Source organism: Streptomyces capoamus, assembly GCF_014654935.1.
Lineage (GTDB): Bacteria > Actinomycetota > Actinomycetes > Streptomycetales > Streptomycetaceae > Streptomyces > Streptomyces capoamus.
This window is the reverse complement of record NZ_BNBF01000029.1, coordinates 33542-42230: the sequence shown is the minus strand read 5'-3', so window position 1 is coordinate 42230 and position 8689 is coordinate 33542. Positions and strand designations below refer to the sequence as shown.

The 8689-nt window shown below is 72.1% G+C and carries 9 protein-coding genes and 3 tRNA genes; 4 read left to right on the top strand and 8 right to left on the bottom strand.

The annotated features are described in order from the left end of the window. A partial coding sequence (locus IE312_RS42900) for a hypothetical protein (protein ID WP_229900711.1) occupies window positions 1-201 on the bottom strand: 201 nt, incomplete at its 3' end. Between the two features lie 88 nt (window positions 202-289). Here IE312_RS42900 and IE312_RS32740 point away from each other — a divergent pair. Beyond that, window positions 290-1348, top strand: a complete 1059-nt coding sequence (locus tag IE312_RS32740; protein WP_189985874.1) for an ABC transporter permease — start codon at window positions 290-292, stop codon at window positions 1346-1348. On the opposite strand, the gene IE312_RS32735 is transcribed toward IE312_RS32740, so the two are convergent. The 7 genes from IE312_RS32735 to IE312_RS32705 form a co-directional block, all read right to left on the bottom strand. Beyond that, a complete protein-coding gene (locus IE312_RS32735) occupies window positions 1345-1656 on the bottom strand; it encodes a hypothetical protein (protein WP_189985873.1) in 312 nt (103 codons plus the stop codon). The two genes, IE312_RS32740 and IE312_RS32735, sit on opposite strands and share 4 nt — an antisense overlap. Window positions 1657-1728: 72 nt before the next feature. Further along, entirely contained in the window at window positions 1729-3351 is a 1623-nt protein-coding gene (locus tag IE312_RS32730) for a carboxypeptidase-like regulatory domain-containing protein (RefSeq protein WP_229900710.1), read from the bottom strand. 98 nt (window positions 3352-3449) lie between these two features. Continuing rightward, window positions 3450-4109, bottom strand: coding sequence for a histone deacetylase (locus tag IE312_RS32725; protein WP_189985872.1), 660 nt, complete (start codon window positions 4107-4109; stop codon window positions 3450-3452). A 126-nt stretch (window positions 4110-4235) separates the two neighbouring features. Then, window positions 4236-4309 (bottom strand) — tRNA-Phe (locus IE312_RS32720). A 24-nt stretch (window positions 4310-4333) separates the two neighbouring features. Next, window positions 4334-4408, bottom strand: a tRNA-Asp gene (locus IE312_RS32715). 36 nt (window positions 4409-4444) lie between these two features. Further along, window positions 4445-4517: transfer RNA gene (locus IE312_RS32710), tRNA-Glu, on the bottom strand. Window positions 4518-4597: 80 nt separating this feature from the next. After that, on the bottom strand, window positions 4598-6244 hold the full coding sequence (locus IE312_RS32705) for a metallophosphoesterase family protein (RefSeq protein WP_229900709.1): 1647 nt from the start codon (window positions 6242-6244) through the stop codon (window positions 4598-4600). A 60-nt stretch (window positions 6245-6304) separates the two neighbouring features. Between IE312_RS32705 and IE312_RS32700 the strand changes: the two genes are divergently transcribed. From IE312_RS32700 to IE312_RS42895, 3 genes are all read left to right on the top strand, one after another. Then, complete coding sequence (locus tag IE312_RS32700; protein WP_189985871.1) at window positions 6305-6655, top strand: metallopeptidase family protein; 351 nt, start codon at window positions 6305-6307, stop codon at window positions 6653-6655. A 96-nt stretch (window positions 6656-6751) separates the two neighbouring features. Then, window positions 6752-7264: a TrbL/VirB6 family protein gene (locus IE312_RS32695; RefSeq protein ID WP_189985870.1), complete on the top strand. Its 513-nt coding sequence runs from the start codon at window positions 6752-6754 to the stop codon at window positions 7262-7264. 215 nt (window positions 7265-7479) lie between these two features. Continuing rightward, window positions 7480-8689, top strand: a 1210-nt coding sequence (locus IE312_RS42895) for a DEAD/DEAH box helicase (RefSeq protein ID WP_229900708.1), incomplete at its 3' end; no start/stop codon positions are given.

Here is an 8689-nt window from a genome sequence, read left to right as displayed (position 1 = left end):
GCGGGAGCGGCGCTCGGCCATCCGGACCGCGGCCCGGTCGATCTCGCCGTCGATCTCGGCGAGGACGGCGGCACGGGCCTCCGGCTTACGGATCTTGCGCGCGCCCTCCAGCCGCCGCCCGAGCCGGTGCGCGTCGCGCAGCGACAGCTCGGTCAGACGGGGGGCGAGGGTGCCGAGGGCGGGGGCGGGATGCGTAGACATACGCGATCCAGGATCTCACCTCGGCGGAAAATCACGCGAACGATTTCAACCGGGGCGGAATGTCATGGGATGACCTAGCGTAGTCGGCATGCCCGATTCCTCCCGCGAAGAGCACGGCCGGACCCGGTCCCCCGCGGACCGCTGGACGGCGTTCCGGGAGTCCCCCTTCCTGCCCGCCACGGTCCTGCTGCTCATCCTCGCCGCGGCGGCGGGCCTCTTCGCCGGGTCGTACACGTACGCCATGGCCAACCCGACCCCGCACAGCATCCCCACGGCGGTGACCGGCGCCCCCGACCGGCCCGCCGCCCGGCGCTTCCTCGACGGCATGGAACGGGCGCTGCACGCCTCCCTGAAACTGCACCCGTACGGCAGCCGCGAGGACGCGGTGCGGGCGGTGGACGAGCAGAAGGTGTTCGCGGTGGTCGACGCGCCCGCCGCCGGCCGGACGATCACCGTGGACGTGTCCGGGGCCTCCGGCGCGACGGTCGCCCAGGTGCTCGGCGAGACGGCGGTGAAGGTCGCCAGGGCCACCGGCACCCCCGTGACGGTCCGCGACCTGAACCCGCTGCAGCGGGGTGACCCGAGGGGCCTGGCGATCTTCTACATCTCGCTCGCCGCCGTGATCGTCGGCTTCGTCGGCGCGATCCAGCTCAGCGTGCACGCGCGCGAGCTGAACCCGCTGGAACGGATCGCCTTCACCCTCGCCTACGCGCTGCTCGGCGGCTTCGTGATCGCCGCGGTGGTGGACTGGCTGCTGGGCGCGCTGAAGCTGCCGTTCGTGGAGTCCTGGCTGATCCTCGCGCTGACGATGTTCACCTCAGGCATGGTGTTCACGATGTTCAACACCCTGCTCGGACGCTGGGCCATGCTGCCGACCTGGGGCCTGATGGTGCTGCTGGGCAACCCGTCGTCCGGCGGGGCCGTCTCCTGGCCCCTGCTGCCGTCCCCGCTCGGCACGATCGGCCGCTGGCTGCCGCCCGGCGGCTCGGTGAACGCCCAGCACACCGCGGTGTACTTCCGCGGCCACCAGCACGCCTTCCCGTTCCTGGTGCTGGCGGGCTGGACGGTCGTCTCCTGCGCGGTGTTCCTCGTCTGGCGGCACCGGCACCCCGGCGGCAGACCGGCCGGGGCCGCGCCCGCGGGCTAGGGGGTGCGCTGGGCGGGCGGGGCCGGTTCGGGGCAGGCGCGGGACTGGCCCTCCCCCAGCGCGATCGACCTCGCGGTGTTGGAGACGGCCTTGATGCCCAGGTAGGCGGTGGTCATGCTGCTGACCGCGGTGAACGCGGCGGTGAGGATGCCGACGACCACCGCCGTGTCCCCGTGGAGCCGCCACACGCCGACGACCGCGATCGCGGCGATCGCCAGATTGCTGATGACGACCGCGAGCAGCCCGTACCGGGCCCGGTCCTTCTCCAGATCGATGTCCCGGTTGCCCCCGGTCTCGCCCCGGCTCATGTCTCCCCCCGTCCCCGCGCACCATGCACGGCCCGCCCGAACCTAGCGCCGGCCGGGCGTGGTGCCAAGGCGTCACCGCACGTCGACGTAGTCCTCCGCGCCCCCGCCCACGAAGTGCTTGCTGTCGGGGTGGAGGAGGACGGGCACCCAGGTGCCGTCCTGCCGGGCCGTGAAGCCCTTGCTGAAGGATCCGCTGCCCTTCGTGGTGACCGTGGCCATCAGGTACCAGCTCTTCGCGCCCTTCGGCCGGAACAGGATCTGCAGCTTCTGGGAGCCGTACGCCTTCCACGTGCCGGAGCCGACCGCGCGCTCCTGGAGCACGCCCTTGACGGTGATGGTCCTGCCCTTGGTCACCGGCTCGGGGGACGCGTTGGCGTCCTTGATCCGGGTGAGGGCGCGGTTGCGGCGCAGGCTGTTGCTGGTGGTGCCCTTGATGTCCTTGGTGCTGGAACCGGCGTAGCGCAGCCGCCAGTAGCCGTCCGTGTAGCCGGGGATCTTGTCGACGGTGAACTGGGAGCCGAAGCCGGCCTTCACGGTCTTCTCCGTGGTCCACTCCGTCCTGCCGTTCGGTGAGTACTGGATGTCGACGCTCGCCTGGTCGTTGACGTCCCGGCCGATCAGGTCGAGCGTGCCGGTGACCTTCAGCTGGGCGTACTTGTCCAGCGAGGCGGTGAAGGCGGAGAACTTCGTCGTCGCCGTGACCGCCGCGGTGACGTCCGCCGTGCTGTGCCGGGCGAAGGGCGTGTAGGACGTGAAGGCGATCCGGTAGACGCTCTTGCTGCCGTACGGGGTCCGCGTGAAGGAGAAGCGGCCGTCGGCGCCGGTCGTGGTGTCGACCGGGCTGCAGGTGCTGCAGTCCTTGTAGTCCATCTCCAGCGGGATGCCGGAGAGCGGCTTCCACTCCGCGCCGGACTGGTACTGGAGCGTGCCGGTGACCTTGATCTTCTCGCCGGCGGTGACGTGGAAACTGCTCCGGTCGAGGACCATCCGGGTCGGTGCGGCCTGGGGTTCGACGTCGATCCAGGGGCTGGCGGCGAAGCCGAGGCCGCCGTTGTAGTCGGCGAAGACCCAGCCGGCCTGGGCCAGCTGGTGGGGGACGGCGAAATGGCCGGCCTCGTCGGTGACGACGGTCGCCTTCCCGCTGCCCCCGTCGAACGTGAGCTCCACGGAGGCGCCGGGCAGGGGTTCGGTCTCCCGGGTGCTGGGATCGCGGACGACCATGTCACCGGCGGCCGTGATCGTCTGGTGTTCGATGTCCGGCTCGGCCGGTGTGACGGCGAAGCCGCTGAAGACGGGCTGCTTCGCGTAGTGCAGCGTGCCCGCGTCCTGCCGGACGGTGGTCTCGCCGGAGCCGTCCGTGGCCTCGACGTCGACGGTGTAGTCGCCGAGGGTGTCCAGGTGGAGCGGCTGGGACGCCCAGATGGCGTCCCACGAGCTGGTTTCGTACCGCTTGGTGAAGTCGGTGATCGTGGCCACCGGCGCGTCGCTCGGGCTGCTGCCGGCCGGCCGGAGCCTCGCGACGAGCTTGCTGACCTCGCCGCTGAAGTTGAGGCGTACGTCGAGGACCGACCAGTCGGCCTGGTCGCTGTAGGCGTCCCGGACGGTCGGGCCCGCGGCGTGGGCGGTGCCGGGGAGGGTGAGGGTGGCGACCAGGACGGCGCCGGCCGTCACCAACCCTCGGGAAATCTGTCTCAAGTACCCCCCTCAGGGTGCCTGTACGAGAGGCCTCCTCCGCTGGAGCGGGGGCGGGTTCTCGCCAAATGTGGCCTGATCGTACTGGCCGCCGTCGCGGGCTAGTCGAGGAGGGCGGCGATGTCCCGTGGCGACCAGTGGTCCGAGGCGCCGGGACAGGCCGCGACGTAGGAGGCGACCGCGTCCAGGTCCCAGGCGCCGGCCGAGAGCAGGCCCGCGGCCAGGAAGCGGAGGTAGGCGGCGGAGGGCGGAACCCATGGCACGTCGTGCATCCCCCACGGTGCCGTGAAGGTCAGGACCGGCAGGCCGTCCAGCTGACCGGCGCAGACCAGGGTCTCGTAGCGGCCCTCGCCCAGCACGGCACGGCCCCGGCTCAGGACGTCCGCCAGGTCCAGGTCCGCGCCCGGTGACCGGTACATCTCCTGAGCGGCGATGTCGGCGAACTGTCCGGTGGTCACCAGGTGGGCCCGGGCCAGCACCCGCCCGTTCACATCCGGGTCGTAGAAGGCGCGCCCGCCGTCCCACACGGGTGATCGGGTGGCGAAGTACAGGGCGCCGGTCATTTCCACGGGGACCGACCGGGCCGGCAGGGCGGGGTCGCGGCAGCCCGGGTACTCCCTGGCCCCGCCGGGCGGGCACCCGCCCCGGAGGTAGGCGGCGAGCCGGTCCAGGTGCGTGTTGGAGCCGTAGGCCGTGTACCAGACGCGCTCGGGATACCAGTCGAGCGGCAGAGTCGGGTCGATGCTCGGCAAGGCCTTCACCTGACGGGCTCCGTCCGTGTCCCGGTGGCATGACTGGTACGTGCTCGGCTGGTACGGCAACGGCTGATACGAAAGAGGCCCCCTCCACGCTCGTGGAGAGGGCCTCTGCCCTGGTCAGGGCGGCGGTGGCTGGGGCCGGGGTCGAACCGGCGACCTTCCGCTTTTCAGGCGGACGCTCGTACCAACTGAGCTACCCAGCCACGGTGTTTCACGTGAAACACCAGCGGTCCTGACGGGATTTGAACCCGCGGCCTCCACCTTGACAGGGTGGCGAGCACTCCAAACTGCTCCACAGGACCAAGCGTGTGTGCAACAGTGTCGCACACGGTTTTGCGTGCCCCCAACGGGATTCGAACCCGTGCTACCGCCTTGAAAGGGCGGCGTCCTAGGCCGCTAGACGATGAGGGCTATCGGCCCGCCTGGGCGCTTGTCAGCGCGTCGGGGACTTGAGAAGCATATGGGATGGCGGCGGGTATCGCCAAAACGGTTTACGGCGAGGTGGCGGAAGCGGCCGGTGCGGGGAAGCGCGAGGGTCCCGTGGACCTGGGCGACAGGGACCGCGAGGCGCCCGTGGATCCCGGCGAGGGGGAGCGGGAGCCGTCCGTGGATCCCGGCGACGGGGAGTGCGAGGCGTCGGGGCCGCCCGGTCGGTTCTCGTCCGCCAGATGGCGGCTGACCTCGGCCGTCGTCAGCCCCAGACCCCCCAGCTTGATCGCGTCCCAGGCCTGCAGCCGACGGCTGTCCCGGTCGAAGTAGAGGATCGAGGCCTCGATCGGGGCGGGGTACTGGCGCTCCACGGCACGCAGCCCGCTGCCGCCGGTCGACCCCTCCCTGCGCAGCCGGGTGCCGTACGGCAGCAGCTCCGTCCCCTCGTGGTGCAGGTGCCCGCACAGCACCAGCGGCACCTCGCCGTCGGTCTCCCGCGCGGCGGTCGGCTCGTGCGCGACCGCCACGTCCACCGGGGAGCCGGCCGTCCGCTGGTCGCGCAGGGCACTGGCCAGCCGGTCGCCCGCCAGCCGCTCCGACGCCTCACCGCCGGGCGCCGCCGAGCGGTCGGGGGTGAACTGCGGATCGCCGATGCCCGCGAACCGCAGGCCCGCCACCGTCCGGGCCCGGCCGTCGTCCAGGACCCGCACGTTCCTCATCCGTTCCAGGTAGTGCTGGGTGGTCCGCGAGTCGTGGTTGCCGCGCACCCAGACGTACGGCACGCCCAGGTCCCGGACCGGGTCCAGGAAGCCGTTCTCCGCCGCCGTACCGTGGTCCATCGTGTCGCCGGAGTCCACGATCACGTCGACCTGGTACTGCTTCACCAGCGAGCCGATGATCTTCCAGGCGGCCGGGTTGAGGTGGATGTCCGACACGTGCAGGACCCGGATGGTGGACGGGTCCGGCCGGTACGCCGGGAGCGTGGACGTGACGTCGTAGAGCTTCGTCACGTTCGTCACCAGGCGCGCCAACTCCTTCTGGTAGACGTCGAATTCCGTGACGATGCTGCGGGCGTTGCCCACCACGGACGGCGCCGAGCTGAGCAGGCCGGAGAACCTCGGCTCCAGGACCGACTCCGGGTTCCAGGTGGCGTACGCCGACGCGCCCGAGGCGGCCAGCAGCGTCAGGGCCAGCCCGCCGGCGGCCAGCGCCCGGCGCGGCCGACGGTAGACGGCGAGGCCCAGGGCGGTGGCCCCGGCGACCACGGCGACGCAGGAGCGGACGGCCAGGTCCAGCGTGCCGTGCTCCACGTCCCGGGCGACCTCCTGCTGCAGGCCGGAGATCCGCTCCGGGTGGTCGACCAGCGCCTGCGAGCGCAGCGGGTCCAGCTGGTCGACGTTCACGTCCAGCCGGACCGGGGCCACGTGGCTGTCCAGGGTGAGGGCGCCCAGCGGCGACACGTTGATCTTCGTACCGCCCTGCAGGGAGGGGCGCAGTGCCATCGTCGTGTCCATCGGGCCGACCGGGGCCCGGACGTTGCCGACGATCAGCAGGCCCAGCCAGGCGCCGGCCAGGACCACCGCGGTGAGGCCGAGGGCGCGCAGCCAGGGCCGGGGGCGGGCGGCGAGTTCGAGGGCGGGCAGCGGGCGGGTGCGGTGGGAGGTCCGGTTCAGCATGGTGCTCAGGGCTGCGAGGGGGGCGCGGGCCATTGGTCCCGTATGCCCGGGCGCCGGGATGGATATGCGGCACCGTTCCCGGACAATGGCCCTGTGCTGGAGATGACGCGCGAGGAGTTCGAGGAACTGGTCGCCGAGGCGCTCGACCGGATCCCGCCGGAGCTGACACGGCTGATGGACAACGTGGCGGTGTTCGTCGAGGACGAACCGCCCGCCGACGACCCCGAGCTGCTCGGGCTCTACGAGGGGACACCGCTGACCGACCGGGGCGAGTGGTACGCGGGCGTCCTGCCGGACCGCATCACCGTCTACCGCGGGCCGACGCTCAGGATGTGCGAGAGCCGCGAGGACGTGGTCGCCGAGACGGAGGTGACCGTCGTGCACGAGGTCGCCCACCACTTCGGCATCGACGACGCCCGGCTGCACACCCTCGGCTACGGGTGATCCGCGGCGGGGTGAGGGGAGCGGGGCGCGTGTCCTCTTGCGGGCGGCGGGAGTTGGGGAGGTTGACTTCTTTCCTTGCCCCCGGAGGTGGCCGCCGTGCGCCCCTTGTACGTACCCGTCCGTCTCGCCGCCTCGGTCCTGGCCGTCACCGCCGCCGCGGGCTGCGTGAGCGTGGGCGACGACGCGGGCCGGGCCCGGCCCTCCCACTCGGCGGGCCGGCACGGCGGTGAGGCCCCCGGCGGCGGCCCGGTGGACGGCGGGGGCGGCCTCGCCCGCGCCGAGGGCGGGGCGGGCGACGGCAAGCACGGGCACGGCGGCAGGGCCAGGAAGGGCGGGTCGGCCCCGGCGTCGACGACGCCGTCGGCCGCGCGCAGCGCCTCGCACGCGCCGGCCGAGCCGGGCCGGACCGTCCAGCCCGGGGACCCGGAGCCGACCGGGGCCCAGCCGACGCCTCCCGTGACCTCCGCCGCGCCCGAGCCCCCGGCCTCCACCCCGCCGCCGCCCGTCTCGGAGCTGCCGTCGGCCGAGCCGTCCTCCTCGGCGCACGAGGACCCAGGACCGCAGCTGGTCCAGCGCGAGCCGGCGCCCCGGGCGGGGGTCCCCGCGTGAGACGTGACCGGCGTCTCCCCGGCGCGGTTTGCCTTCAGGGGTGGGAGGTGCGTATGGTGGTAGATCGTTTGATCCCATTTGCCCGGCGCCATCGCAGAGAGCGCCGTGTGGCGCGTACTCTCCTTTGCCGTGGCGGACCGCATTGAGGCGGTCGTGAGCGAAACACGGAGTTGACGGGCGCGTGCCGAAGAGACTCCGGAAGGTTTCGCATTCGCATGTCCGTGTCCAGTACTGACCAGATCGTCGTGTCCGAGAACGAGCTCGAGAACGAGTTCGACAACGAACTCGTCGACGTGACGACCGAGGTCACCGAGGCCGACGAGGCCGCTGACACCACCCCCCAGTCCCCCCAGATCACCTTCGCCGACCTCGGCCTCCCCGAGGGCATCGTGCGCAAGCTCGCACAGAACGGCGTGACGACCCCCTTCCCGATCCAGGCCGCGACCATCCCGGACGCCCTGGCCGGCAAGGACATCCTCGGCCGTGGCCGCACCGGCTCCGGCAAGACGCTCTCCTTCGGCCTGCCGACCCTGGCCCAGCTGGCCGGCGGCCGCACCCAGAAGCACAAGCCCCGCGCGGTCATCCTCACCCCGACCCGCGAGCTGGCCATGCAGGTCGCCGACGCCCTCCAGCCGTACGGCGACGTCCTCGGCCTGAAGATGAAGGTCGTCTGTGGCGGCACCTCCATGGGCAACCAGATCTACGCCCTGGAGCGCGGCGTCGACATCCTCGTCGCCACCCCCGGCCGCCTGCGCGACATCATCAACCGCGGCGCCTGCTCCCTGGACGACGTGCAGATCGCCGTCCTCGACGAGGCCGACCAGATGTCCGACCTGGGCTTCCTGCCCGAGGTCACCGAGCTGCTCGACCAGGTGCCGGCCGGCGGCCAGCGCATGCTCTTCTCCGCCACGATGGAGAACGAGATCAAGACCCTCGTCGACCGCTACCTGAACGAGCCCGTCCTGCACGAGGTGGACGCGGCCCAGGGCGCGGTGACGACCATGTCGCACCACATCCTCATCGTGAAGCCCAAGGACAAGGCGCCGGTCACCGCCGCGATCGCCTCCCGCAAGGGCCGCACGATCATCTTCGTGCGCACCCAGCTGGGCGCCGACCGCGTCGCCGAGCAGCTGCGCGAGGCCGGCGTGAAGTCCGACGCGCTGCACGGCGGCATGACCCAGGGCGCGCGCACCCGCACCCTGGCCGACTTCAAGGACGGCTACGTCAACGTCCTGGTCGCCACCGACGTCGCCGCGCGCGGCATCCACGTCGACGGCATCGACCTGGTCCTGAACGTGGACCCGGCCGGCGACCACAAGGACTACCTGCACCGCGCCGGCCGTACCGCCCGTGCGGGCCGTACCGGCACGGTCGTCTCGCTGTCCCTGCCGCACCAGCGGCGCCAGATCTTCCGCCTGATGGAGG